This is a genomic window from Pantoea sp. SOD02, from assembly GCF_024707505.1.
Classification (GTDB): Bacteria; Pseudomonadota; Gammaproteobacteria; order Enterobacterales; family Enterobacteriaceae; genus Pantoea; species Pantoea symbiotica.
In genome coordinates this window covers 2,112,355-2,137,294 of sequence record NZ_CP102604.1, presented here as the reverse complement: position 1 = coordinate 2,137,294, position 24,940 = coordinate 2,112,355, and the positions used below count along the sequence as shown (strand labels likewise).

Annotated in this window: 21 protein-coding genes; 9 read left to right on the top strand and 12 right to left on the bottom strand. The window is 54.6% G+C overall.

Translation table 11 applies throughout. From position 1 onward, the window contains the following. Nucleotides 1-69: 69 nt before the first annotated feature. The 5 genes from NR302_RS09975 to rstA all read right to left on the bottom strand — a co-directional run bounded on the left by NR302_RS09975 (nucleotide 70) and on the right by rstA (nucleotide 5,333). Complete coding sequence (locus NR302_RS09975) at nucleotides 70-876, bottom strand: serine protease (RefSeq protein WP_258143379.1); 807 nt, start codon at nucleotides 874-876, stop codon at nucleotides 70-72. 277 nt (nucleotides 877-1,153) lie between these two features. After that, complete coding sequence (gene asr, locus NR302_RS09970; RefSeq protein ID WP_008106410.1) at nucleotides 1,154-1,630, bottom strand: acid resistance repetitive basic protein Asr; 477 nt, start codon at nucleotides 1,628-1,630, stop codon at nucleotides 1,154-1,156. Between the two features lie 170 nt (nucleotides 1,631-1,800). Continuing rightward, nucleotides 1,801-3,288 (bottom strand): carboxypeptidase M32, encoded by a 1,488-nt coding sequence (locus tag NR302_RS09965; protein WP_258143378.1) that lies wholly within the window; start codon nucleotides 3,286-3,288, stop codon nucleotides 1,801-1,803. A 12-nt stretch (nucleotides 3,289-3,300) separates the two neighbouring features. After that, the gene (gene rstB / locus NR302_RS09960) at nucleotides 3,301-4,611 is read right to left on the bottom strand and encodes a two-component system sensor histidine kinase RstB (protein ID WP_008106406.1); all 1,311 of its coding nucleotides are present in this window, start codon (nucleotides 4,609-4,611) and stop codon (nucleotides 3,301-3,303) included. Beyond that, a complete protein-coding gene (gene rstA / locus NR302_RS09955) occupies nucleotides 4,608-5,333 on the bottom strand; it encodes a two-component system response regulator RstA (protein WP_008106404.1) in 726 nt (241 codons plus the stop codon). Before rstA ends, rstB begins: the two co-directional genes overlap by 4 nt. 176 nt (nucleotides 5,334-5,509) lie before the next feature. On the opposite strand from rstA, the gene NR302_RS09950 reads away from it, so the two are divergent. Then, a complete protein-coding gene (locus NR302_RS09950) occupies nucleotides 5,510-5,923 on the top strand; it encodes a hypothetical protein (protein WP_008106403.1) in 414 nt (137 codons plus the stop codon). On the opposite strand, the gene NR302_RS09945 is transcribed toward NR302_RS09950, so the two are convergent. Further along, complete coding sequence (locus tag NR302_RS09945) at nucleotides 5,920-7,311, bottom strand: amino acid permease (protein WP_258143377.1); 1,392 nt, start codon at nucleotides 7,309-7,311, stop codon at nucleotides 5,920-5,922. The two genes, NR302_RS09950 and NR302_RS09945, sit on opposite strands and share 4 nt — an antisense overlap. Nucleotides 7,312-7,535: 224 nt before the next feature. Beyond that, on the bottom strand, nucleotides 7,536-8,492 hold the full coding sequence (ydgH, locus tag NR302_RS09940; RefSeq protein WP_008106399.1) for a DUF1471 family protein YdgH: 957 nt from the start codon (nucleotides 8,490-8,492) through the stop codon (nucleotides 7,536-7,538). Nucleotides 8,493-9,031: 539 nt separating this feature from the next. Here ydgH and pntA point away from each other — a divergent pair. Next, entirely contained in the window at nucleotides 9,032-10,561 is a 1,530-nt protein-coding gene (gene pntA, locus NR302_RS09935; protein ID WP_008106397.1) for a Re/Si-specific NAD(P)(+) transhydrogenase subunit alpha, read from the top strand. An 11-nt stretch (nucleotides 10,562-10,572) separates the two neighbouring features. After that, nucleotides 10,573-11,961 carry a Re/Si-specific NAD(P)(+) transhydrogenase subunit beta gene (gene pntB / locus NR302_RS09930; RefSeq protein ID WP_258143376.1) on the top strand — a complete coding sequence of 463 codons (1,389 nt, stop codon included), beginning with the start codon at nucleotides 10,573-10,575 and terminating at the stop codon, nucleotides 11,959-11,961. Nucleotides 11,962-12,039: 78 nt separating this feature from the next. Here pntB and uspE read toward each other — a convergent pair whose 3' ends face one another. Next, nucleotides 12,040-12,996, bottom strand: coding sequence for a universal stress protein UspE (uspE, locus tag NR302_RS09925; protein ID WP_008106394.1), 957 nt, complete (start codon nucleotides 12,994-12,996; stop codon nucleotides 12,040-12,042). A gap of 118 nt (nucleotides 12,997-13,114) precedes the next feature. Further along, complete coding sequence (locus NR302_RS09920) at nucleotides 13,115-13,867, bottom strand: FNR family transcription factor (protein WP_008106391.1); 753 nt, start codon at nucleotides 13,865-13,867, stop codon at nucleotides 13,115-13,117. Between the two features lie 296 nt (nucleotides 13,868-14,163). Here NR302_RS09920 and smrA point away from each other — a divergent pair, with 296 nt between their 5' ends. After that, on the top strand, nucleotides 14,164-14,730 hold the full coding sequence (gene smrA / locus NR302_RS09915) for a DNA endonuclease SmrA (RefSeq protein ID WP_154193520.1): 567 nt from the start codon (nucleotides 14,164-14,166) through the stop codon (nucleotides 14,728-14,730). Here the strand turns inward: smrA and NR302_RS09910 are convergent. Beyond that, entirely contained in the window at nucleotides 14,727-15,647 is a 921-nt protein-coding gene (locus tag NR302_RS09910) for a LysR substrate-binding domain-containing protein (RefSeq protein WP_008106387.1), read from the bottom strand. The two genes, smrA and NR302_RS09910, sit on opposite strands and share 4 nt — an antisense overlap. Nucleotides 15,648-15,968: 321 nt before the next feature. Between NR302_RS09910 and NR302_RS09905 the strand changes: the two genes are divergently transcribed. Beyond that, a complete protein-coding gene (locus NR302_RS09905) occupies nucleotides 15,969-17,303 on the top strand; it encodes an aromatic acid/H+ symport family MFS transporter (RefSeq protein ID WP_008106385.1) in 1,335 nt (444 codons plus the stop codon). 88 nt (nucleotides 17,304-17,391) lie between these two features. Further along, nucleotides 17,392-18,729 (top strand): VOC family protein, encoded by a 1,338-nt coding sequence (locus NR302_RS09900; RefSeq protein WP_258143375.1) that lies wholly within the window; start codon nucleotides 17,392-17,394, stop codon nucleotides 18,727-18,729. Nucleotides 18,730-18,780: 51 nt separating this feature from the next. Here NR302_RS09900 and NR302_RS09895 read toward each other — a convergent pair whose 3' ends face one another. Further along, nucleotides 18,781-19,215 (bottom strand): DoxX family protein, encoded by a 435-nt coding sequence (locus NR302_RS09895; protein WP_258143374.1) that lies wholly within the window; start codon nucleotides 19,213-19,215, stop codon nucleotides 18,781-18,783. 192 nt (nucleotides 19,216-19,407) lie between these two features. Between NR302_RS09895 and NR302_RS09890 the strand changes: the two genes are divergently transcribed. Together NR302_RS09890 and NR302_RS09885 are read left to right on the top strand one after the other, a co-directional pair. After that, nucleotides 19,408-20,925: a carboxylesterase/lipase family protein gene (locus NR302_RS09890; RefSeq protein WP_258143373.1), complete on the top strand. Its 1,518-nt coding sequence runs from the start codon at nucleotides 19,408-19,410 to the stop codon at nucleotides 20,923-20,925. A 213-nt stretch (nucleotides 20,926-21,138) separates the two neighbouring features. Further along, a complete protein-coding gene (locus NR302_RS09885) occupies nucleotides 21,139-22,806 on the top strand; it encodes a methyl-accepting chemotaxis protein (RefSeq protein WP_258143372.1) in 1,668 nt (555 codons plus the stop codon). Here NR302_RS09885 and NR302_RS09880 read toward each other — a convergent pair. Beyond that, nucleotides 22,803-23,645 (bottom strand): LysR substrate-binding domain-containing protein, encoded by an 843-nt coding sequence (locus tag NR302_RS09880; protein WP_258143371.1) that lies wholly within the window; start codon nucleotides 23,643-23,645, stop codon nucleotides 22,803-22,805. The genes NR302_RS09885 and NR302_RS09880 overlap by 4 nt on opposite strands. Before the next feature lie 126 nt (nucleotides 23,646-23,771). Between NR302_RS09880 and NR302_RS09875 the strand changes: the two genes are divergently transcribed. Beyond that, entirely contained in the window at nucleotides 23,772-24,938 is a 1,167-nt protein-coding gene (locus NR302_RS09875) for a methionine aminotransferase (RefSeq protein ID WP_258145145.1), read from the top strand. The last annotated feature ends 2 nt before the right edge of the window (nucleotides 24,939-24,940 follow it).

The window sequence follows — 24,940 nt, the reverse complement described above, 5'->3', positions numbered from 1 at the left end:
AGAGGCCCCAGGGATGGGTCCACGACGACTTTACGTAGCGGCCCCGCATTTTTGCCTGAGAGCGCCGAATTACTGAGCTAACTCTTCTAGCTTATCTTTAAACGATGGCACCGCAATCGCGCGGTTATCGGCACGATAACGATCGGCCGGCGCGGGTGCCGAACTCTGTACCGCAATCAACTGCCACTCATCACCGTTCTTCAACAGTAGCGGCGAACCGCTGTCGCCCGGCAAGGTATCGCACTGGTGCGACAGCACTGCGCGTTGTGCCCAACCGGTCACCAGACAATCGCTGTGCGAATAGAGCGTATCAAGATGATCGGCCGGATAGCCGGCTTGCGTCACTTTACGTTGGGTGGTTTTCAAGGCGGCGGTTAAATCGCCACGCGAACCCTCAAACAGCGGAATCGGCACAATACCGGACGGCGGATTATGCAAGATAACCAGCCCATAATCGTAGGGCGCGGCGCCCGGCGGCACGATCCAGCCTTCACCGTCTGCCTGCAACCGGCGCGCTAAAGAGGGTTCAACGCGCGCATCAATATCATGAATCTCGTAACGCCAGCCTTTGGCGCTGGCCATAAAACGCAGCGCCACCGGCTTATCAAACTTGCCGGGCGGAGCCAATAAACAGTGTCCGGCGGTCAACGCCAGATGGGCAGAAATCAGGGTGGCGGTGCAGAGGTTACCGCTTTCGGTCTCTAACTGACCGATGGCATCCCAGGGCGCGGCGCTCACGTCGCTAATCGCCTGGCGATGATCTTTGCCAAAGAACAACGTTTTGATGTCTTCCGGGCTTGGCCCATCTTCATCATCGGCATGTGCTGTGTGGTTAAAACTGAAAAGACCAACAAATAACAGGATAGCCAGGCGCATAGTTCTCTCAATGGCGAGAATAAGTAGAAGTTGTTGTCATCACGCTTGAGCGATAACTATAGTCGGTGAGCGGTGAAAAAGGGAGAAATATTGGAGTAATCAGCACGCTACAACGACTAGATAAAAAAGCTGGCTGCAACTATGCCACAGAGGATCATCACAATCAGAATAATTTCGAAGCGATAGCGACGCACCATTTTTCGCTACTCCAGTAAATAAACACCCGGCATAACCGGGTGTTTTCAATCATCAATACGGTGTTGGCGCTAAGCGAATCTTATTTAGCTGCTTTTTTCACTTTGTGATGCTTTTTAGCTGCCTGAGCTTTCTGCGCAGCGGGTTTGGTTACTTTTTTGTGGTGCTTTTTAGCTGCCTGAGCTTTCTGTGCAGCTGGCTTGGTTGCTTTGTGGTGCTTTTTAGCAGCCTGGGCTTTCTGTGCAGCTGGCTTGGTTGCTTTTTTGTGGTGCTTTTTAGCAGCCTGGGCTTTCTGTGCAGCTGGCTTGGTTGCTTTTTTGTGATGCTTTTTAGCGGCCTGAGCTTTCTGTGCAGCTGGCGCTTTCTTCTCTACTTTCTTGTGTTTCTTAGCAGCCTGCGCTTTCTGAGCAGCTGGTTTTTTGTGATGAGCCATTTTGTGTTTAACTGGCGCAGCAGTTGTGGTTGCAGCAGCGGCTGGAGCAGCAGTTGTTTCAGCAGCGAAAGCAACAGAAGACATACCCATAGCAGCGGCGATCACCAGTGCAAATAATTTTTTCATTGCAAAATCCTCGAACTATTTTTTCATGTGTAGCCCACTGCGGGGCCGGTGAAAACACTATATGAAAAACAATTCAGGCTTTCCGTGAGGCATTGGTATCGGCGTGTAACGGATTGTACAAAGCGGCGTAAAGGAAGTGAAAAGGGCGGCCGCATGGGCCGCCGCGCAGTTTACTCAGACAGATAACGTTGTTCAAGGTGCTGGCGGAAATAGTGCGGATTCAGCGCTTCGCCGGTGGCATTGATCAGCAGCTGCTGCGTCGGGAAACGGCTACCGTGCTGCCAGATGTTCTGCTGGAGCCAGTCAAACACCGGCTGCAAATCACCTTGTTGGATCAGCGTCTCGACCTGCGGAATTGCACGCTTCACCGCCTGGAACAGCTGGGCCGCGTACATCGCGCCTAAGGTGTAGGTTGGGAAATAGCCAAACGCGCCGTCGGTCCAGTGAATATCCTGCATGCAGCCGTCGCGGTAATTACCGCGTGTATCAATGCCTAATGACTGCTGCATCTTCTCGTCCCACAACGCCGGGATATCATCAACCTCAATCTCGCCCTCAATCAGCGCGCGCTCGATCTCGTAACGTAAAATTACGTGCGCCGGATAGCTCAACTCATCGGCATCAACGCGAATAAAGCCCGGCTTCACGCGCTGCGTCTGACGAATAAAGTTGTTTAACTCCAGCGCAGGCTGATCGCCCATCAGCGCCACCACCTGCGGATGTATATGCTGCAGGAAGGCTTTACTTCGCCCCAGCTGCATCTCCATAAACAGGCTTTGAGATTCATGAATCGCGGTAGAACGCGCCTGCGCCACCGGCTGACCGCGCCACTGTTTTGGCAAATTCTGCTCGTAACGCGCATGGCCGGTTTCATGGATCACGCCCATCATGGCGCTGAGGAAGTCGTTCTCGTTGTAACGCGTGGTGATGCGCACATCTTCCGGCACGCCGCCGCAGAACGGGTGCGCACTCACATCCAACCGGCCGTGATTGAAATCGAAGCCCAGCGTTTTCATCACGCTCAGGCCCAGCTGTTTCTGTGATTCGATGGCAAACGGACCCACCGGCTGCGCGATCGGCGTTTGCTGCTGCTTCGCCACTGCTTTTTGCAATAGGTCGGGCAACCAGCTTTTCAAATCGCCAAAGGTTTGATCCAGCTGCGCGCTGGTCATGCCCGGCTCAAACACATCCAGCAGCGCATCGTAGCGCGATACGCCAAGCGCATCGGCACGCAGCTGCGCCTCTTCACGGCTCAGCTTCACCACTTCTTTCAGATTGGCGGAGAAACCTTGCCAGTCGTTCGCTGGACGCTGCTGACGCCAGGCGTGCTCACAGCGTGAACCGGCCAGCGACTTGGCTTCCACCAGTGACGCAGGCAGCAGCGTCGCTTGCTGCCAGGCGCGCTGCATCTCGCTCAGGTTAACCTGCTCGACATCATTCAGTGATTCCTGCTGCGCGGCATCAAACAGCCCGCGGAGGCGTTTATCGGTCAGCACTTCGTGCATGAACACGCTCAGTTCGGCCATCGCTTCACCGCGTGCTTGGCTGCCGCCCGGAGGCATGGTGGTTTGCATATCGACACCGGCAATGGCGCCTAAATGGCCAAAGCGGGAGAGACGCTGAAAAGTGCGGCTAAGTTCTTGATAAGCTGAAGTCACGTATAAAGCTCCTTATGACGGTAAGCGTGGCGCAATGTCCCGCAAGGGTAGATCAACCGGCCAGCAAAAGCGAACGCTGGCGCCGCCGAGCGGGCTGCTCTCAATCGAGACATTTCCCTGCATCGCCAGCGCAATAGAGTGGACGATCGCCAGACCCAAACCACAGCCGCCAGTGGCGCGATCGCGGCTCGGATCGAGGCGGACAAAAGGTTCAAACACGCGGGCGCGCTCTTCCTGCGGAATGCCCGGACCGTCGTCTTCCACCTGCAAACAGCCCAGCGCGCCATCAAACCATAAGCTGACGCGTAAACGCTGTTGCGCATAGCGCAGGGCATTGTTCACCAGATTATCCAGCACGCGCTCCATCAGGCGCGTATCGGCGCTGCCGACGTTCTCCAGCTGCGGGATATCCAGCGCAATCTGCGTCTGCGGATTCATGGTTTGCACATCTTCGATATGCACACGCAGCCATTGCGCCAGATCGAAAGATTGCAGATGGAGATCAACGCGCGGACGATCGAGGCGTGCATACGTCAGCAACTCCTCAATCAAACTCTCCAGCTGACCCACATCGCGGTTCAGCGCGGCGGATTCCGCATCGGTGAGGTTATCGCTCATCTCCAGCCGGTAACGCAGCCGCACCAGCGGCGTACGCAACTCGTGCGCGATGCCGTCAATCAGCTGTTTCTTACTGGCAACCAGCGTGTTGATGTTCTCCGCCATCTGATTAAACGCCACGCCAAGACTGTGCAGGCTGGAGGTGCTTTCAAAATGGGTGCGCACGTCGAGTTCGCCGCGACCAAAACGTTCGGCGGCTTTCTCCAGCCGCTGCATCTCTTGCCAGTGTGGACGTAGCCAGATAAACACCGGCAGCGCCAGCGACATACCGATAAACGCCAGCAGCGCGATATCCAGAATGCGCATCTGGTGCAGGTAGAAAAGGTAAGGGATTGGGCCGACGGAAAGCACGTAATGGCTGCGCGGAATGTGCTGTAAGAAGGTGTACTGATCGTCAATCGCCACGATCTCGCCAGCGCGCAGGCGCTTCATGTCCGCGTCACCCAGCTGATATTTGCTCATCGGCTCAATATTCAGATCAAACGACAGATCGAGATCGAGGCTGCGAATGGTTTTGCTCCAGTCGCGCGGCGGGATCTCGCGCAGTTCGCTGCGCATCAAAAACAGCGAACTGGCCATCAAATCGTTCATTGACTGGCGTCCGGCGCGTTCGGCGGTGAACTTGTACACCAGCCCAACCAGCAGCGTCATCACCAGAAAACAGACGAACAGCAGCAAATAGAACTGAATAAAGAGCTTTCTCATGCGGAACGGGTATCCCAGGCCTGAGGCGCGAACAGATAGCCTTTGTTACGGATGGTTTTAATGCGGAACGGCTCGGTGGCGCTGTCGTACAGTTTTTTGCGCAGGCGAGAAATCGCCACATCAATGCTGCGATCCATGCCATCGTAGGTTACGCCGCGCAGGGTTTTCAGCAGCGCATCGCGATTGAGGATTTGCCCGGCATGATTCGCCAGTTCCCACAGCAGATCGAAATCGGCGGTGGACAGTACAATATTTTCCTCGAACAGCGTCACCTGACGATTGAGCGAATCGATGGTCAGTGAACCGAATCGCAGCACGCGCTGCGAACTTTGAATGGCGGGCGTCACTTCCGGCTGACCGACATGCGCCTGACGCAGATGCAAACGCAGGCGCGCCAGCAACACCGCTGGCGGCGTGGTTTTGAGGATGTAATCGTTAGCGCCCATTTCCAGTGACAGAATATGGTTCATGTCGCTGTCGAGTGAGGTGAGCAAGACAATCGGACCTTGCCAGCTGGCACGCAGATCGCGGCACAATGTCATGCCATCCTTGCCGGGTAACATGATATCCAGCATCACTAAATCGGGATCGTGCAGGGCGATGGTGGCTTCGGCGCGGTCACCGCGCGTTTCAACAATAACTTCAATATCGTGGCGGCCAAGGTAAGCGGCGATCAATTCGCCCACTTCTGGCTCATCTTCCACATAGACGATTTTGTTCATAATTCACTGTGACGGATGAGAATGCCAGCAGCATAGCTTTTCCTGGTCCTGAGCTCTACGTTACCGCACGAAATATCCCTGCGTTACTGGTATGTATACCGTGAAATGTGCCATCATTAGCGGCGCGTTGTAGCGCAAGGTTCGGAACCGTAACGAAAAACAGGAGGAGTGCGAGAGTGTCTGATAAAGAGCTGGCTTCAGCCGGATACAGTGATCGCATCTGCTTCAATTACAGTGATTTTCTCTCCGCTTCCTGCAAAAAACGTTGGAGTTTTGTCGATGCCATTTATGGCGTGATGCCTATATTTGGCATGGTGACGCGTAAATCGGCGCACAACCTTCAGGCCAGCGACGATCATCTGAAAGAATTAGCATTACAAATCATTTCAACGCAGGTGAGCGACGAGATTAATATCGCGCGCCTTATCACGTTGGCCGAGCAACAGCACATCAGCCGCTTTGATATTCAGCTGCCATATCCGCTGTCAGCCGAGCAGCTTGACGCTATTCATCAGGAATACCGTAAGCCGCTCAATCTGACACAGCAGGATGACCTGCTGTGCGTTTCCATTCCGGTCCAGCCGCACTAATTCGTTAGCTGCCACAACGCGGGCAGTGACGCCGCCATCAACAACACAATCGCGATGCGCTCCAGCTGTGACAACACGTTGTCGCCACGGCCGCCGCGTCGTGCGTACAGGAACAGCAGCAGTCCAGGCGCATAAAGCACCACAGAGAGCAGCAGATGCAAGGGACCGGACGCATACAGCAACCAAATGCCATACGCGCTGGCGCCGATGCCGGTAAACATCGCCCAGGGTTTGTTCTGCCCGCGCACCACCTTAATCAGATACAGTCCGACCAGCAGATAAGGCACCAGAATCATTTCTGAGGCGATGGTCAGAAGCGTGTTGTAATCCGCGCCAGTTAAGGCAATCAAGATCAGGCAAACCTGCACGCTGCCGTTGGTCAACCATAACGAGGCTGAAGGGGAGTTGTGGCGATTCTGACGCGCGATACTGCGCGGGAAGGCACCTTGTTGTGCGGCGAGGAACGGCACTTCAGCGGCCATAATTGTCCAGCTCAGATAGGCGCCGCACACCGAAATAATCAACCCAACCGCAATCACCGCATCGCCCCAATGACCCAGCAGATGCTTCATCAAACCGGCCATGGAAGGATTGCGCATCTGTGCCAGTTCGGCTCGCGGAATCACGCCTAACGACAGCAGCGTAACCAGCAAATAGACCAGCAGCGCGGCCAGCACCGCCATCAGCGTAGCGCGTCCGACATCCTGCTTATTTCGCGCACGCGCAGAAACTACCACCGCGCCTTCCACGCCAATAAACACCCATAAGGTGATCAGCATGGTTTGCTTCACCTGCTGCCACAGCGGCTGACCGAGCTCGACACCGCTGAAATCAAAGCGGAAGCGATCGTAGTTGAATGCCAGCAGCGCCAGGACCACAAACAGCAGCAGCGGCACCAGCTTGCCCAGCGTTGCCAGCAAATTAATGCTGGCCGCGGTTTGCACGCCGCGCAGCACCAGGCAATGCACCAGCCACAGCAGCACCGACGCGCCAAGCATTGCCTGCCACGTATTGCCATCGCCAAATACCACGCGATCCGGTGTGTCGGTAAAGAAGCTCAGCGCCGAGAAGACAATCACCAGATAAGAGACGTTGGCGATTACCGCACACAGCCAATATCCCCACGCCGAGCAGAAGCCCATCAGCTCACCAAAGCCGGCGCGCGCATAGGTAAAGATGCCGCCATCCAACTCGGGTTTCAGCCGCGTCAGTAATAGCATGGCAAGTGACAGGAAGATGATGCCAACGCCGGTGATCAGCCAGCCGATCAGCAGCGCCGCCGGGCCGGCAACTGCCGCCATATTTTGCGGCAGGCTGAACACGCCAGCACCCAGCATTGAGCTGAGTACCAACGCGGTGAGCGCACTAAGACCTAATTTTTTATCCAAAACGCCCATCCTAAGCAGCAGAGTATGCTGGGTGGTGGCGATTCCGCTGGAGTCTCGCGTGGTAGTTAGCCAACTTTGAAACGGAATCCCCTAAAAACAGGCGGCAGATTTTACGGAGTGCAAAGGGGGAAGGCAATGCAAGACTATGCAAATCTGCGCACGGATTATGCAGTCAGTATGAGGGAGATTTTGAAAAGGGCGACGGAAGTCGCCCTTAATCGGAATTACTTGAACAGATCCGCAGTGACGGTCAGGTTACCGCCGCTCTGGTTCTGCCATTGACGCGTGATGTGATAGTACTTAGCGCCTTTTTCTACGGCACGTTTACCAACCGCTTCAGAGATTTCGGTTGGGGTACCGAAGTGATCGGAGAAGGTGATGGTGTCAAACGGCTGCATCTGCGCAGCAGTAATCGCATTCACTTCCTGCACGCTGCGGCCATCGGCGGTTTTTACCGTGTAACGTTGACCGGTTGAGCTTTGCGTTTCGAAGAAACGACCTACGTTACGGCTTGGGGTCTCAGAAGAGGCCACGCCTGGGATCGCCACTTTCGCTGCCGCCGCACCGCCAGCAGCCAGAGCGGCTTTACCGGCTTCAGAATCCGCAGGGATTGAATCAGAGGTGTTCTGTACTTTACGTTCTGGCGCATCTGCCTTGTAAACATACGCGGTTACGTACTGATTGCCGCCGTTGTTGGCATCAACCTGACGCACGATAAAGAAGGATGCCGCACCTTTATTTTTGGCTGCCTTGGCAATCGCTTCATTAACATCTGGCTGGCTTGAGAAGAAACCATTAACCGATACGGTATCGTAAGGCTCAAGGCGATACGCTTCTGCTTTCGGCAGTTCTTTCACGCCGGAGAAGGTGCGGTATTTAGTGGAGTCATCCGCTTTTGGTGCGTTGGCTTTATACAAATCAGCCGTTACGCGCCAGTTACCGCCGTTGCCGTTGCTATCATTAATACCCTGAACATAGAAAGAGTCAGCGCCTTTGGCATCGGCTTGTTTGGAGATGGCATCAGTTGCATCGCCAATGGCATTGAAACGGCCGCTGATATTAATACGTTCGAATGGTTTCAACGCGGCCGCTTGCTCTGGCGTTAACTCTTTAGCCGCAAACGCATTTGCAGCCAGCAGTGATAACAAGGTTGACGCCAGAATGGTGTTCTTCAGCTTCATAAAAATGATCCTTCGCCTTACGCAAAATGAGTACGAAAACGTGCTGGACTCTTGATGTATAACAGATTAGCCGCTGATTATTGCATGTAATAATCGGCCTGTCTCAGCCAATTTAAGCGCATAACATTGACAATCTCTGCCATTTATTCATCGACCTGTCATTGACTTCTGTTACGGCTCTTTTTTGCACAGATAACCACTTATTCTGGTAACACTTAGTGCCATAATAGTTATCGCATTGTTAAATAAAGGTTTTTAATAATACTTAATTCGACATGACACGATTTTGCGCAGAAGAATATTTTTTAATAAACACCAAATGCAGTGGCAAAACGTGGCATTCAATCTTTGCGTCTGAATATTTGTGTGAATGTCATAAGTAGGCGTTATCGCTGTGGATCACTCTTCATATTTTCAGTAGGTTATAAAGACTTTGTTACATTGTGCATTTTGCTCATAAAAAGCTGAAACACTGTTTCGGCTTTTGAGCTTTTTGCCACTTACAGAACCTCATCCTTTAATTGTTGAAAGGAAACAGTATGTTAATTGGGATACCCAAAGAACGGTTAGCCAATGAGTCGCGCGTGGCCGCCACGCCAAAGACCGTTGAGCAACTGATCAAGCTGGGATTTAGCGTCACCGTTGAACAGAGCGCAGGGCTTCGCGCCAGCTTTGATGATGAAAGCTTTATCGCCGTCGGCGCCACAATCACCAACACTCACGACGTCTGGCAGTCAGACATCGTGTTAAAAGTGAATGCGCCTGACGATCAGGAGATCGAGCTGACGCGCGCCGGTAGCACGCTGGTGAGCTTTATCTGGCCTGCGCAGAATCCAGCGTTGCTGGAGAAACTGGCAGCACGCAACGTCACCGTGATGGCGATGGATTCGGTGCCGCGTATTTCACGTGCCCAAGCACTGGATGCGTTGAGCTCAATGGCGAACATCGCGGGCTATCGTGCCATCGTTGAAGCCGCTCACGAATTTGGTCGCTTCTTCACCGGTCAAATCACCGCTGCCGGTAAAGTACCGCCAGCAAAAGTGATGGTAATTGGTGCGGGCGTCGCGGGATTAGCGGCAATCGGTGCGGCAGGCAGTTTGGGTGCCATCGTGCGTGCGTTCGATACGCGTCCGGAAGTGAAAGAGCAGGTGCAGAGTATGGGCGCCGAGTTCCTTGAGCTGGACTTCGAAGAAGAAGCGGGCAGCGGCGATGGTTATGCCAAAGTAATGTCTGAAGCCTTTATCAAGGCGGAGATGGAACTGTTTGCCGCGCAGGCGAAAGAAGTCGACATTATTGTCACCACCGCGCTGATTCCTGGCCGTCCGGCACCGAAGTTAATTACTGCTGAGATGGTTGCCAGCATGAAGCCGGGCAGCGTGATCGTCGATCTGGCGGCGCAAACCGGTGGTAACTGCGAATTGACGGTTGCCGATCAGGTGACCTTAACCCCCAACGGCGTGAAAATTATCGGTTACACCGATTTGCCAAGCCGCTTGCCTACGCAATCCTCACAGCTTTACGGCACCAATCTTGTCAACCTGCTGAAACTGCTGTGCAAAGAGAAAAACGGCGAAATCACCGTTGATTTCGAAGACGTCGTAGTGCGTGGCGTGACGGTGATTCGTGATGGCGAAGTGACATGGCCTGCGCCGCCGATTCAGGTTTCCGCCGCGCCGAAAGCGCAACCCGCAGCCCAGCCGCTGCCGAAAGCTGAAGCCAAGCCGGTTTCACCGTGGCGCAAGTATTTGCTGCTGGCGCTGGCGGTGGTGCTGTTTGCCTGCCTGGCCAACGTGGCGCCAGCGGACTTCCTGTCGCACTTTACCGTCTTCGCGCTTTCCTGCGTGGTCGGCTATTACGTGGTGTGGAACGTGAGTCACGCCTTGCACACGCCTTTAATGGCTGTCACCAACGCCATTTCCGGCATTATTGTGGTGGGTGCGGTGCTGCAGATGGGCCACGGCGGTTGGGTAACGATTCTGTCGTTTATTGCCGTGCTGATCGCCAGCATCAATATCTTCGGTGGTTTCACCGTCACCCAGCGCATGCTGAAAATGTTTCGTAAGAATTAAGGGGTAGCAACATGTCTGGCGGATTAGTTACTGCAGCATATATTGTTGCCGCGATTCTGTTTATTTGCAGCCTTGCCGGTCTCTCGAAACACGAGACCTCGAAGCAGGGTAATATTTTTGGCATGAGCGGCATGGCAATTGCGCTGCTGGCCACCATTTTTGGCCCGAATACAGGTAACGTTGCCTGGATTCTGGTGGCGATGGTGATTGGTGGTGCGATTGGCTTGCGTCTGGCGAAGAAAGTCGAAATGACCGAAATGCCGGAGCTGGTTGCCATTCTGCACAGCTTTGTAGGTTTAGCGGCGGTGTTAGTGGGCTTCAACAGCTACATCGATCACGCGCCGGGCCTCGCGCCGGTGATGGAAAATATCCATCTGACCGAAGTGTTCCTCGGCATCTTCATCGGTGCGGTGACCTTTACCGGTTCACTGGTGGCGTTTGGCAAACTGCGCGGCAAGATCTCCTCTTCAGCGCTGATGCTGCCGCATCGTCATAAAATGAACCTCGCGGCGCTGGTGGTTTCCTTCCTGCTGATGCTGTGGTTCGTGCAAACCGATAGCACTGGCACGCAGGTGTTTGCGCTGCTGCTAATGACCATCATTGCGCTGGTGTTTGGCTGGCATCTGGTGGCATCGATCGGCGGTGCGGATATGCCGGTTGTGGTTTCGATGCTGAACTCTTACTCCGGTTGGGCAGCGGCGGCGGCGGGCTTCATGCTGAGCAATGACTTGCTGATCGTTACCGGTGCGCTGGTCGGTTCTTCCGGTGCCATCCTCTCTTACATCATGTGTAAAGCGATGAACCGCTCCTTTATCAGCGTAATCGCCGGTGGTTTTGGTACCGACGTAAGCGTGGGCGGCGAAAGCGATGAAGTCGGCGAGCACCGCGAAATTACCGCAGAAGAGACGGCAGAGATGCTGAAAGCTTCTTCTTCTGTAGTGATCACGCCGGGTTATGGCATGGCGGTGGCGCAGGCGCAGTATCCGGTGGCTGAGATTACCGAAAAGCTGCGTGCACGCGGTATCAAAGTTCGCTTTGGTATTCACCCGGTTGCTGGTCGTCTGCCTGGTCACATGAACGTACTGCTGGCGGAAGCGAAAGTACCTTACGATGTGGTGCTGGAAATGGACGAGATTAACGATGACTTCAGCGATACCGATACCGTGTTGGTAATCGGCGCGAATGACACCGTTAACCCAGCCGCACTGGAAGATCCGCGCAGTCCAATCGCTGGCATGCCAGTGTTGGAAGTGTGGAAAGCGCAGAACGTGATTGTGTTTAAACGCTCGATGAGCACTGGATACGCGGGCGTACAGAATCCGCTGTTCTTTAAAGACAATACGCAGATGCTGTTTGGTGATGCGAAAGCGAGCGTGGAAGGTATTCTGCGCGCGCTGTAAAAAAGAAGGGCGGTGATGTGACTCACCGCCCTGAGTAAATATAGAAAGGGCGGCCATTGTGAGCCGCTCTTTTTTTAATCAATCGTCTTCATCTTCTTCGTCATCGTAATCAATCGGCGATTTGAAATCGTCTGGCTTGATCGCCAGCAAATCACAGCGCAGATGATCGATCACTTGTTCCGCGGTGTTACCCAGGAACGCAGCTGACAAACCAGTACGGCCGATGGTGCCGAGCACCACAATGCCAGCATCCAGATGCGAAGCGATATCAGGAATCACTTCCTCGGGCAAACCTTTTGCCACATGAGTGAACTCTTCACCGATTGAGAATTTTTGTCGCAGCGCTTTCATCGCCACTAAATGCTGGCCGCGAATTGCGTCGTTATAAACGCTCGGATCAAAGTCCGGCAGTTCGATAGCAATGTTGATTGGCGTGATGGGATAAGCACCGACCAAATGCACTTCGGTGTGATTCACCATCTCGGCAAGCAGCGTGGTTTCACGAATCAGCTTCTGATTGAGCTCATCATGATGCGGCTCTTCGCTGGCGAGATTGACCGCCACCACCGCTTTGCCGCCTTCAGGCCATGCCTGATCTTTCACCATCCACACCGGGCAAGGGCATTTACGCAGCAGATGCCAATCCGTCGGAGTAAATATCACCGCTTCCAGACGATCGTGCTGGTGCGCCATTTTCAGCACTAAATCATGCTGATGCGCCATAATTTCCTGAATGATGGCTTCATACGGACGGTTGTGCCAAACCACTTTGATTTCAATTTCAACGCCAGCCTCAATATATGCCTGGGCCTGTTGGCGGATCCATTCGGTACGTTGGCTGATCACCCCTTTGCGCATATTGGAGCGCTCGTCGGGCGACAGCAGCGTGGTCATTTCATATGAGAAGTCGTAAATAGGCAGGAAAGCTTTGATTTTTCCGCCGATACGTTGATTGAGATAAACCGCACGACGCAGCGCGGGCTGATCGTCCTGCTGGGCATCAATAGCCACCAGAATATTTTGGTACCGAGACATAGGCCGATCTCCTAAAACCAAAGCAAGTTGGATTAAAGATAGCCTAAGTTTGGACAGGGCAGAAGCGGAAAAGTTGTTGCCGGATCAATAAAATAACTTTTATTAACCCGGCACAGAATCACGCGGCTTGTTCGGTCTGGCCAGCTAATTCTGCCAGCAAAGCGTGGTTCTCGATGGTGATATATTTGCCTTTAACGGCCAGCATGCCACTTTTCTGGAAGCGACCCAGCAGACGGCTAATGGTTTCTACGGTTAGTCCCAAATAGTTACCAATGTCGCCACGCGTCATGGTCAGACGGAATTCACGCTGTGAGAAACCGCGCTGTCCGAAACGGCGCGACAGATTCCAGACAAACGCCGCCAGACGCTCTTCCGCGTTTTTCTTCGACAGCAGCAGAATCATATCCTGATCGCCTTTGATTTCACCGCTCATCAAACGCATCATCTGTTGACGCAGCGCCGGCATTTTACCGGAGAGATCGTCGAGGGTTTCAAACGGGATTTCGCACACCATCGCGGTTTCCAGCGCTTGCGCAAAGCTTGGATGTTTTGCACCGACAATGGCGTCAAAACCGACCAAATCGCCTGCCAGATGGAAGCCAGTAATTTGCTCGTCGCCTTGTTCAGTGATGGTGTAGCTTTTGATAGTGCCGGAGCGGATTGCGTAAAGCGATTTCAGTTCATCACCGGCTTTGAACAGCGTCTGGCCTTTCTGAATCGGCTTTTTGCGCTCAATGATGTTATCCAGCTGATCCAGTTCGTGCTCGTTCAGCGTGAAGGGAATACACAATTGGCTGATACTGCAATCCTGACAATGGATGGCACAACCGCCAGACTGAATACGTCGAATGCTGCGTTTTTCCTGGATCATATAGTTACGCTCGATGATTATTGACTGCGGTCAATTTTAACATTTTTCTAAGCGAAGGGAACTCATCCGAGCAGTAAATGTCCTTAAAACCCCACAAATGTCAGGTATTACACGGTTTGCGCTGCTCTGGCTCAAGGGCATTTATTGATCTGGAACGTTTTGTTGCCAGGTTTACAGTTAGACACAGCTTAATACAGCGCAAAAAGTGACAGATGTTTTGCCAATAATCCTTTGCTACTCTTTTGCTTTGGCGTCGAATTGGACGCTCAGGTAAATACCAGGCGAGAGGAAACACCATGAACCTTGATGATGAAGACCTTTTCCGCGATGCCATGGGTGATGTGACACCATTAAAAAACTGCGCTAACACCCAATGGCTACGCGCCCCTTCGCCTAAAGCGCCGCGCGCGCCGCAGGAAAGTGACGAGCAGGAAAATTTCCTCACACGTGGCTTTCTCGACATCGTTCCGCTGACAACACCACTGGAGTTTAAGGTTGAGGGCGTACAGCAAGGCGTGCTGGATAAGCTGCGGCTGGGCAAATATCCGCCCGAAGCCAGCCTTAATCTGCTGCGTCAACCGGTTGAAACCTGCCGTCAGGCGCTGTTCAGCTTTTTGCAACAAGCCAACAAGCATGGATTGCGCAATCTGCTGATCATTCATGGCAAAGGGCGTGACGATGAGTCGCACGCCAACATTGTGCGCAGCTATGTGGCGCGATGGTTGCAGGAGTTTGCAGAGGTGCAGACCTTTTGCACGGCGCAGCCGAAAGATGGCGGGGCGGGCGCGCTCTATGTCGGTTTACGTAAAACCGAACAGGCGCGCCTTGAGAACCGTGAACGTCATGCCAAACACAGTCGTTAACTGTGGAATTTACGTATGGTCGCCATCAACACTTCGGCGCTTAAGCTTAGCGGGCTGCCGCTGCGCGTAATAATGCCAACCGGTTCGCCTGGCCCCGGCGAGGCAATCGGTAGCGCGCATAACGCATCGTGATTTAAATCTTCTTTAATGGCGCCGGAAGGCACAAACCACACATAGTCGTAACGCAGCGCCAGCTGGCGCGCCAGCGATGTCGATGAGGTTTCGACGCAGTTTGCTGGCAAGGTACAACCTTGCTCATTCAGCATATGCTGAGCGATACGGCGCGGTGCGGTGCCTTCCGGCGAAATCACCACTGGCCATTGCATCGCGCGCGACAGCATAACGTTTTCGCTTAACAGTGGATGATCCGGGCGCACCACCAGTTTGAGTGATTCCAGAAACAGCAATTCATAGGTCAGTCCGGCCATCATGTCGCTATCCGCCATCCGACCAATGCCAACATCAAACTCACCGGCACGTAAACCGGCCAACAGCACGTTATTGTGCAACGTTGCGACCTGCACCGTGGTATTGGGTTGCTGTTCATGGAAGCGATCGAGAATTTGCGGCAGCATGCCCATCGCAGCGGTAGTCAGCGCACCGAGTCGAATCACCACCGGCCGGCCAGGCTGCTGTGCGTTAAAGCTCTGACCCGCATGATTGAGTGCATCCAGCACTTTCACCGCATGAATCAGAAACTGTTCGCCAAGCGTGGTGAGCTGAGCGCCGAGCCGTCCGCGCTCAAACAGCCGCGCGCCGGCCAGCTCTTCCAGCTCATTCAGTGTTTTCGACAAAGCAGGCTGGCTCAGATTGAGCGTTTCAGCGGCACGACCGAGCGTGCCTTGCTGCGCCACCGCCACAAAGGTATGTAAATGACGCAAGCGAATGCGCTGATTGAAAAGGATATTTTTGTCCATACGCCCAACATAATGAGTTATGACGAGAAGCAGCAATGAGGAAACGTTAATTATGTTAACTTGCCTGCAAATTTATATTAACAAAAATGCCGCGACACAACCTTTATACCTAACCTGCTGAATTTAAGCGTAATGCTGCAAATGACACTTTTTGCCGAATATTTAGGTCACGTAAAATCAACAACATAATTCGGTAAATGTTGAATAATTCTCAATTACATCCAAAAACAGTGCCCGATATTGTTAACGATGAGCTATGATAAGCGCCGTTTTTTTTACTAAAACTGATGCCCTAAACGGTAAAAGTGCAGGAGTCGTTACGTGACCAGCGTTGAAGCAGTAGACGTTCGCCAGCTTATCAATAAGAGTGCGCTTAGCAGCTGGCAGAAGCGCTTAATCGCGCTGTGCTTCGTGGTAGTGGCGCTGGACGGCATGGACATTGCGCTAATGGGATTTATTGCGCCCACGCTAAAAGCCAGTTGGGGCGTGACTAATCATCAACTCGGCCTGGTGATCAGCGCGGCGTTGATTGGTCTGGCATTAGGTGCGATGGTCGCTGGACCGCTGGCCGATCGCTATGGTCGCCGCGTGATGATCCTGATCAGCGTATTGTTCTTCGGCCTGTGGACGCTGGCCACGGCGATGGCGCAGAACATCGAACAGATGATGCTGTTCCGCTTTCTCACCGGCTTAGGGCTCGGCGCCGCCATGCCTAACGTTGGCACTCTGGTGGCCGAATACGCGCCCGAACGCCGCCGCTCCTTCATTATTACCGTGGTGTTCTGCGGCTTTACCTTTGGTGCCGCAACCGGTGGCTTTGCCGCTTCGTGGTTGTTGCCGCGTTATGACTGGCACTCCGTTATGCTGATGGGTGGCGTGCTGCCGCTGTTGGTGCTGCCCTTTTTAGTGCGCGGCTTACCGGAATCGGTACGCTTTCTGATTAGCCGTCGTGCGCCTGCCGCACATATTCACGCCATCCTCGAACGTATGTTGCCCGGCACAGTGCAGCCTGGCAGCCATTACCAAAGCACTGAACTGCCAACCGCACGCAAAGGTTCGGTTGCAACCGTGGTGTCGCGCCGCTATCTGTTTGGCAGTTTGATGTTGTGGGGTGGCTACTTTATGGGGCTGTTCCTCGTTTACCTGATTGGCAGCTGGATGCCTTCGCTGATCAGCACGCTTGGCATGTCGGTGACGGAAGCGGCGATTGTCACGGCGATGTATCAGGCCGGTGGAACCATTGGTTCGCTGTTTGCTGGTTGGTTGATGGATCGCATCAACGCCAATCTGGCACTGGCGGTGATCTATTTCTGCGGCGGCATTGCCATTGTGGCGCTGGGTTTTTCTCCTGCGCAGGTTGGCTTAATGAGCGCCATCGCTTTCTGCAGCGGCTTCTGTTTTAACGGTGCCAACACCGGCATGAATGCGCTCTCCGCCAGTTATTATCCAACACACGCTCGAGCCACCGGCTCCAGCTGGATGCATGGCGTTGGCCGCATCGGTGCCATCATCAGCGCCTTTGTGGGTGCCGAGTTGTTAACGCTCGGCTGGACGTTCAGTCAAATCTTCCTGCTGCTGGCGATTCCTGCGGTATTAACCACCATCATGCTGGTGCTGAAATGTCGCTTTGGTGACCAGTCAAACCTCACTGAGTGACAAGGCGATCACAGTTCCATGAAATTGTTACCCGCCGCTAAAGGGTTGATCTACAGTAGCAACAACCCGTAAGCCCAAGGTGATGATGATGCCAAACTTTCTCAGCAGCGATGCCATCCGCACGCTGTTCTCGCAGGCAATGTCGGCCATGTATCAGCAGGAAGTGCCGCAATACGGCACGCTGACGCAGTTGGTCACCGCCGTTAATGAACGTACGCTGGAAGCCAATCCCGAGTTAAAAAACCGTCTGTCAGCCGCCGATGAACTGAGCCGGCTCAGCGTCGAGCGTCACGGTGCGATTCGCGTCGGCAAAGCTGAAGAACTCAGCACGTTGCGCCAGATGTTTGCCGTGATGGGCATGGAAGCGGTGGGATATTACGATCTGTCGCAAGCCGGTGTGCCGGTGCACTCCACGGCGTTTCGACCGGTTAGCGACCGCGCGTTGCGGCATAATCCGTTCCGCGTGTTCACCTCGCTGCTGCGTCTCGAACTGATTGATGATGCGGCGCTGCGCGAGAAGGCCGCTGCGATTCTCGCCGCGCGCGATATATTCACGCCGGGTTGCCGCGCCTTAATCGCTAAGCATCAACAGCAGGGCGGCTTAAACGCAGCGGATGCGGCGACTTTCGTGCAGGAAGCGCTGGAAACTTTCCGCTGGCATGCGCACACCACCGTGGACAGCGCCACTTATCGCGCGCTGAGTCAACAGCATCGTCTGATTGCCGATGTGGTGTGTTTCCGCGGTTGCCACATCAATCATTTGACACCGCGCACGTTGGATATTGACCGCGTGCAATCGCTGATGCCTTCGCGCGGTATCGATCCCAAAACCTTGATTGAAGGCCCGCCGCAGCGCAAGGTGCCGATTCTGCTGCGCCAGACCAGCTTCAAAGCCCTGGAAGAAGCGGTGCACTTTAATGATGGCACGCCGGGCACGCATACCGCGCGCTTTGGTGAGATTGAACAGCGCGGCGCAGCGCTCACGCCGAAAGGGCGCGAACTCTACGATCGTCTGCTAGCCGAAGCCGGTACCGGCAGCGATAACCAACATCACCAGCAACATCTCAGCGCGGTGTTTAGTGACTTCCCCGATGACGAAGAGACCTTGCGCGAACAGCAGCTGGCGTGGTTCCGCTATCGCCTGACCGACAAAGGTGAGCAAGCGCCGCCACGCGCGGGCGAAAGCGTGACGCAGTTGCTGGCAGAAGGGAGATTGAGCGCCGAACCGATCGTTTACGAAGATTTCCTGCCGGTGAGCGCAGCGGGGATTTTCCAGTCAAATCTGGGCGATGTGGCGCAAACGCGCAGCGCGGGTAACGCCAGCCGGGCGGATTTTGAAAGCGCGCTAGGTACAGCTGTGCAGGATGAGATGGCGTTGTATCAGCAGATGCAGCAGCGCAGTCTTGAGCGCAGTGGCGTAGCGTAAGAAATGTTACAGCCGGTCTAAAATTCAGCAGACCGGCTGCTTTTATTTTAGTTATTGCAAGCGCGAGTCACGCACCAGCGTGTACTTCCCGGCACCCAAAAACATAATGGCGAGCGCACCCAGCAGGTAAAGAGCTTCTGTCTCCAGCGCCCAGGCACCGACATCTGTGCGATGCCAGACAGCGCCCATTTTTACCAGCAGTGTCGCAACAATCATGTTCACCGCAATAATGAACGCCGCAGGGCGCGTCAGTAATCCGATGATCACCATTAACGGTGCCGCTATTTCCCCGATGTAAGCACCGTAAGCGATGAAACCTGGCATCCCTTTGACGGCGAGCATATGCGCAATCCAGCCCACGCCATGCACTACCTTGAACGCCCCATGAAACAGCAGCAATCCGCCAAAAGTCAGGCGTAACAGCAGTTTGCCGAAGTCCGGGTGATCGCACATCCGGTTGAACATCTGGTTAATGCCACCAAACATGGTGTTTCTCCGTCGCGCCAGGTTAACTTGCAACCTTAAAACAAATGGTCTCAATGGGGTTAGCCAAAATATTTGATGAAGTTGTTCAAAGAATCGCGCCACGGTTCGGCATAATCTGCAAATGCTTTCAGAACATGGACATTCGTCCAAGGCCTGCAAATAATGGAACGATGCATTATCAGGGAACCCGAGATGAAAAATGAACGACGTCTGAGGATCATGACCGCAGAAGGTGAACTCAGAGGCCTGATGGACGAAGATCTTTTTGTCTTCAAAGGAATACCGTACGCAGCCGCACCCACTGGCTCTTTACGCTGGCGACCGCCGCAGCCGGTTCAGCCGTGGCAAGATGTGCGTGACGCGACCGAATGGGGTGCGGCAAGCTGGCAGAACCGTGACTATTGCGTGGCCGCTGGCGGTGGCGATCCCGGCCACTTCAGTGAAGATTGTCTCTACCTCAATATCTGGACACCGGATGTCGAGCCATCGCGGCCGTTGCCGGTGATGGTCTGGTTGCACGGCGGCGGTTTTGCCATCGGCGCGGGCAATCTCGATCCCTATCGCGGCAAAGCGCTGGCGGCGCAAGGCGTGGTGGTCGTAACGCTCAACTATCGCCTTGGCCACTTCGGCTTCTTCTCTCATCCCGCGCTGGATGCGCAATATCCCGCCGGGCGCGTGATCAACAACTTTGCCTTACTCGATCAAATTGCCGCCTTGCAGTGGATTCAGCGCAACATTCCTGCCTTTGGCGGCGATCGTCATAACGTGACGCTGTTTGGTGAATCCTCCGGCGCGCGCAGCGTGTTATCGCTGTGCTGCTCGCCGCTCTCTGAAGCCCTGTTTCACAAAGGCATCGTACAAAGCGCCTACAGCTTGCCCGACATCCCGCAAAAGCAGGCACAACAGATTGGTTTGCAGGTCGCGGCGCATTTTTCGTTACCCGAAGATGCCAGCGCCGAGCAGTTGCGTGAGCTGCCAGCTGAACAATTCTGGCCGTTAGAACGCCCGCTGGCGCTCGGCCCAGTGCCAATCAGCGGCGATGCGGTGCTGCCAAAACCGATGTTAACCACCTTTATGAGTGGTAAGCAGCATCGCATCCCATTAATGATTGGCAGTAACAGCGATGAAGCCAGCGTGCTGGACTATTTTGGCGTGGATGCCACGGCGGTGTTGCGGCAGATGCGTAGCAAGAACCGCGTCAGTTATCGTCTGATGAAATGGCTGTACGATATTCATGATGATGCGCTGCTGGGACGTGCGGTGGCGCGCGATATGGCGTTCACGGTGTTACCGTTGATGGTCGCTCAGGCGCAGCACAATATCGGCATGCCCGCATGGCGTTACTGGTTCGATTACGTCTCCGAAAACGCGCGCGATCTCTATCCGCACGGCACCTGGCACGGCAATGAAATTCCTTATGTCTTTAACACGCTGGATACGCTAACGCCGCCTGCGGAACGCAGCTACAGCGAGCAGGATAAAGCGTTCGCCGCCGCAGTCAGCGCCTATTGGGTCACCTTCGCACGGGAAGTCAGCGAGTTCAGTGCGCACTTACCCGGAGAGGTTGATTGGCCCGCCTGGCGACCGGGCGAAGATCTGACGCTGGCATTGGGCGATCAGGGCAAAGCCCAGGCGGTGGTAAAGGCGCGGTTTATGCGTGGACGACTGCGTTTGTTCCGTTTGATGATGCGCAGCCACGTTAAGCTATGATGAGCCTGCTAATGGTTTAAGCAGGCAAATGAATTTATAAGGCAAATTCACGCCTATCTTACTGATTAATCATCAAAGCGCGTTTTCCTCACCTGCGTCAGTAAGCAATTAATTAGCTTTCAAAACCGTTACATTTTCCCCATCCGATGCCGATAAACGCAATATGCCCGATTTTATCGGGCCTCCTTCGCGTTTCACACCACGGGATTATGTATGGGTATCTTAAAAAATTTCACCATCCGCGCCGTATTGCTCACCATTCTTGGGCTGTTTTGCCTGCTGTGGTGTGCCGTTGGGCTGTTTAGCGTCCACTCACTGAATGCCCTCGGCGAGGGCAACGAGATTGACCGCCAGCTGGTCAATCAAATGACAGTTTTGAGCAAAGGAAACGATCAATATTTTCGTGTGGTTACGCGTTTGTCGCGTGTGATGGAAGGCCGTGCTTCAGGCAGTGCAGTCAGTGCTGATGCGTTCGCGCCGGTACAGCAAGCGCTCGACAATATGAAAGATCTGCTGGCGCAGTTTAAAACCATGGCGCCGGGTCCAATGGACGCGGAGACCGCCAATAGCGTCATCGCCAACTGGCAAAAACTGCTGGATGAAGGTATCGCCCCACAGGTTTCGCTGGCGCAGCAAGGCACGATTGAAGCCTATCGCGCGCAAGCCAATAATGTCACGCCGCCGCTCAGTCGTGCATTTGGTGCCAGCGCTGAAGCCTTCAATAAAGCCGCAGGCAGCAAGCTGGATGAGACGCGCGTCACCGTCGATAAGCTCACCAGCATCACCAAAGTGATCATTCTGGTGGCGGTAGTGATTGGCTTGTTCATTCTGCTGTTTACCGATCGCTATTTGGTGGCGATGCTGGTGAAACCGCTGGAACGCATCCGCCATCATTTCTCCATTATTGCGCAGGGCGATCTCAGCCAGCCGGTAGAAGATTTTGGCCGTAACTGCGTCGGTAAACTGGTGCCGCTGCTGCGTGCCATGCAGGACAGCCTGCGCGAAGCGGTAAGCGCGATTCGCAGTGGAACCGAAAACATCTATCGTGGTGCGGCGGAGATCTCCTCCGGCAACAACGATCTCTCTTCGCGCACCGAAGAGCAGGCGGCCGCGCTGGAGCAAACGGCGGCCAGCATGGAGCAGTTAACCGCTACCGTGAAGTTCAACGCCGACAACGCGCGTCAGGCCAGTTCGCTGGCAGAAACCGCCACCGGCACCGCGCAGCAGGGCGGCAAGTTGGTGGGCGAAGTGGTTACCACCATGCAAGGCATCTCCGGCAGCTCGAAGAAGATCGCGGAAATCACCAGCGTGATTAATAGCATCGCCTTCCAGACCAACATTCTGGCGTTGAATGCCGCGGTGGAAGCCGCACGCGCTGGTGAACAGGGTCGAGGTTTTGCCGTGGTAGCCAGCGAGGTACGCAATCTGGCACAGCGCAGCGCCGGTGCGGCGAAAGAGATCGCCACACTGATTGAAGATTCCGTGCAGCGCGTGGAAAAAGGTTCGGAGCTGGTGAGCAGCGCGGGCAGCACCATGCACGACATTCTTAAGTCGGTGCAGGATGTGAATGAGATCATGAAGCACATCGCCGCAGCGTCGGAAGAGCAGAGCAAAGGCATTTCGCAGGTCGGCACCGCCGTCACCGAAATGGACAGCGTCACCCAGCAGAACGCCTCGCTGGTTGAAGAGGTTTCTGCCGCGGCCAGCGCGCTGGAGCGTCAAACGCAGGAGCTGCAAGCTTCGGTGGCGAAATTCCGCTTGTCGGACAGCGCGCCAGTGAACAAGGCCGTGGTATCGCCAACCGCGCTACGTCGTCCGGTGTTGTCAGGCGCAGGTCTCGCGCAGCCGAAACCAGCCTCTGACGAATGGGTCTCTTTCTAAACCTCAGATAACCACGCCACCAGTTCCGGCAGGAACGGTGGCGCATCTTTTTCCGCCCGTTGTAACAGGCTGTAGCTTGCGCCGGTCGCCACACTCGCAGCAAACGGCGCAATTAATCGGCCATTCAACACATCGTTCTGCACCAAGGTGACATCCGCCACCGTGACGCCAAATCCCTGAATCGCGGCGCTGATCGCCAGATCCATGGTGGCGAAATGCTGATTGCGCGCCATCGGCAATGCGGCATCAAGCCCGGCCAGCCACAGCTGCCAGTCACGTGAATCCGGTGTCGGATGCAAAAAAGTAAACTTCGCCAGTTCATCAATCTGGTTGGGCGGCGTGACGCTGCTGGCCATCACCGGCGTTAAACGCTCCTCAAACAGGCAAATCGATCCGGCGGGCGTTGGGCCAAACACAATCGCCGCGTCAAAATTATCCAGTTGCGATCCATGATCGAGCGTGGTGGTTAACGCCACGTGAATATCCGGACGCTGTTGTTCCAGCGCCACCAGACGCGGCACCAGCCAGCGCATGGCGCAGGTGGGCGCTTTCAGGCGAATGGCGGCATTGCTGCGGCTGGCTTTTTCTGTGGCATTCACCAGCATGGCAAAACCTTGCTGCAATTCCGGCAGCAGCGCTGCGCCCTGTTCGGTGAGATGCAGGCCGCGAGCGTGACGGGTAAACAGCGCGAATCCCAGCCAGCTTTCTAACGTGGCGATTTTACGGCTCACTGCGCCTTGGGTGATGCACAGTTCGCTGGCGGCTCGCGTCAGGTTGAGATGGCGTGCGGTCACCAGAAACGCGTAAATGGCATTGAGCGGCAGAGCAGAGCGGGACATAACAACCTCAAGCTATGATTTTTAATCATGGCTATTATGACAACAATTCGCTTGTCGACTCAAGCCGCACGCCGTTGAATAGAAATCTACTTTCGATACGTGGTTATGCAACCTCACGAGGCACCGATGACCCTGAATAGCAGTGTTAACATCTCTTCCAAACAGCCCGATGTCGGCACGACGATTTTTAGCGTCATCGGCCAGCTGTCGGCGCAACACAAAGCCATCAATCTGTCGCAGGGCGCACCCAACTTCCCATGCGATCCGCACCTGGTTGAGCTGGTGAGTAAGGCGATGCGCGACGGTCATAACCAATACGCCTCGATGACCGGACTGCCGTCACTGCGTGAAGCGCTGGCGGAGAAAGTGCACACGCTGTATGGCCAGCAATATGATGCCGGCAGCGAAGTGCTGATCACCGGCAGCGCCAGCCAGGGTATTTACATGGCGATTTCCGCGCTGGTACATGCGGGCGATGAAGTAATCTTCTTCGAACCGGCTTTTGACAGCTACGCGCCGGTGGTGCGTCTGCAAGGCGCTACGCCAATTGGCCTGAAGTTGCAGGTGCCTGATTTCGCTATCAACTGGGACGAACTGCGTGCCACAATTACGCCACGCACCCGCATGATCATTATCAATACGCCGCACAACCCTAGCGCGCAGGTGCTGTCAGCGGCGGATCTGGATCAGTTAGCCGCGTTGACGCGCAACACCGATATCGTGGTGCTGTCTGACGAAGTCTACGAACATATTCTGTTTGATGGCCGCAAGCACTGCGGCATGGCAACGCATCCGGAACTGGCGCAGCGCAGCGTGGTGGTTTCATCCTTTGGCAAAACCTTCCACGTAACCGGCTGGCGTGTGGGTTATGCACTGGCACCGGCCGCGCTGATGGAAGAGATCGTCAAAGTCCATCAGTTCATGATGTACGCCGCCGATACGCCGATGCAGGTCGGATTTGCTCACTATCTGCAAAACCCGCAAAACTATCTGCAGCTGTCACCGTTCTATCAGGAGAAACGCGATCGCCTGCTGACGTTGATGCAGGATTCGCCATTTAAGCTGCTACCGAGCGCCGGTTCCTTCTTTATGTTGGCCAGCTACGGACATTTCAGTGACGAAAGTGATAGCGAAATGGTAAAACGTCTCATCGTCGATCACGGTGTGGCCACCATTCCGTTGTCGGCGTTTTATATGGACGGCACTGACAATAAATTAATTCGCCTGTCATTCGCAAAAGACGACGCAACACTTCAGGCCGGTGCAGAAGCGCTCTGCCAGGTCAAAGGGTAACT